The sequence below is a fragment of the Shimia sp. R10_1 genome, from assembly GCF_017744095.1.
Taxonomy (GTDB): domain Bacteria; phylum Pseudomonadota; class Alphaproteobacteria; order Rhodobacterales; family Rhodobacteraceae; genus Shimia.
In genome coordinates this window covers 1-988 of sequence record NZ_JAGHQX010000038.1, presented here as the reverse complement: position 1 = coordinate 988, position 988 = coordinate 1, and the positions used below count along the sequence as shown (strand labels likewise).

The 988-nt window shown below is 51.4% G+C and carries 2 tRNA genes; both read right to left on the bottom strand.

The window, feature by feature from the left end:
• Positions 1–569: 569 nt before the first annotated feature.
• Positions 570–645, bottom strand: a tRNA-Ala gene (locus tag J7413_RS20430).
• Positions 646–665: 20 nt separating this feature from the next.
• Positions 666–742: transfer RNA gene (locus tag J7413_RS20425), tRNA-Ile, on the bottom strand.
• Between the last annotated feature and the right edge of the window lie 246 nt (positions 743–988).

Below are 988 nucleotides of genomic sequence, written 5' to 3'. Positions count from 1 at the left end.
CATCCACCAAACGCCCTTCTCGCGCTTGATTTGATCCAGAAAGAGAAAGACTTGCGTCTCTCGTGATCGCAAAAGCTGGCATGCTCGCAATCCTGTTTCTGAACCAAAAGTCATACTTTTCCCGCTCTTTGCCTTGGAACCCAGACTGCCGATGTCGGTCGGCCCCGTCTGGAAGACAAAGAACTATGCAAGATCTCTCGATCTTGCGGGTTAGTGTACTTGACTTGGACAACTCTGTTCGTTTCAGCAGGCAGACCCTTGGAAGACCGAGGAAACAGTCTTGGTCAAAGGCTCGCCAAACCCCGAAAGGTAAGGCACCTAACTGAGATCATCCCCGTACTTAGGGCGATCAAACAGTGTTGATTGTTATTCTCAAAACCGCTCATCACTGAGCTGTCTTGGAACAACTTATATCTCTCTAAACGATGTCAAAACTTCCGAAGAAGTCGATGTCCGATTGGACGGCTAAACACTCGCAAGTGCTTAGCGATCTAATCGAGGGTAAATGGCTTTCGTGAGCTTTGCTTGCAGCAAAACCACTGTCGCCCTCACTTCTTGCAGAAGTGAGTTGGTGGAGCCTAGCGGGATCGAACCGCTGACCTCCTGAATGCAAATCAGGCGCTCTCCCAGCTGAGCTAAGGCCCCATTATCATCCCGAAGGATGGTGGTGGGTCGAGGAGGACTTGAACCTCCGACCTCACGCTTATCAGGCGTGCGCTCTAACCACCTGAGCTACCGACCCAAGTTGATTTTGCGATGCAAAATCGGCGTCGCCCGGCAGGCGATTTGCAAAAGCAAATCTGCCGAGAGGGTCAGACCTCAAGGGCAACTCTCACGCCAGCCGGTCGGCTCACGTGCTTCCTGAAGAGATATGGGGACGGCCTGGTCCGTTTGATATAGATCGGCAAAGGTACCGATCTGTTGCTAAGTGCATCCACGAGGTCAGAAAGCGAACTTTCTAACTTACTAGGTGCATCCTTAGAAAGGA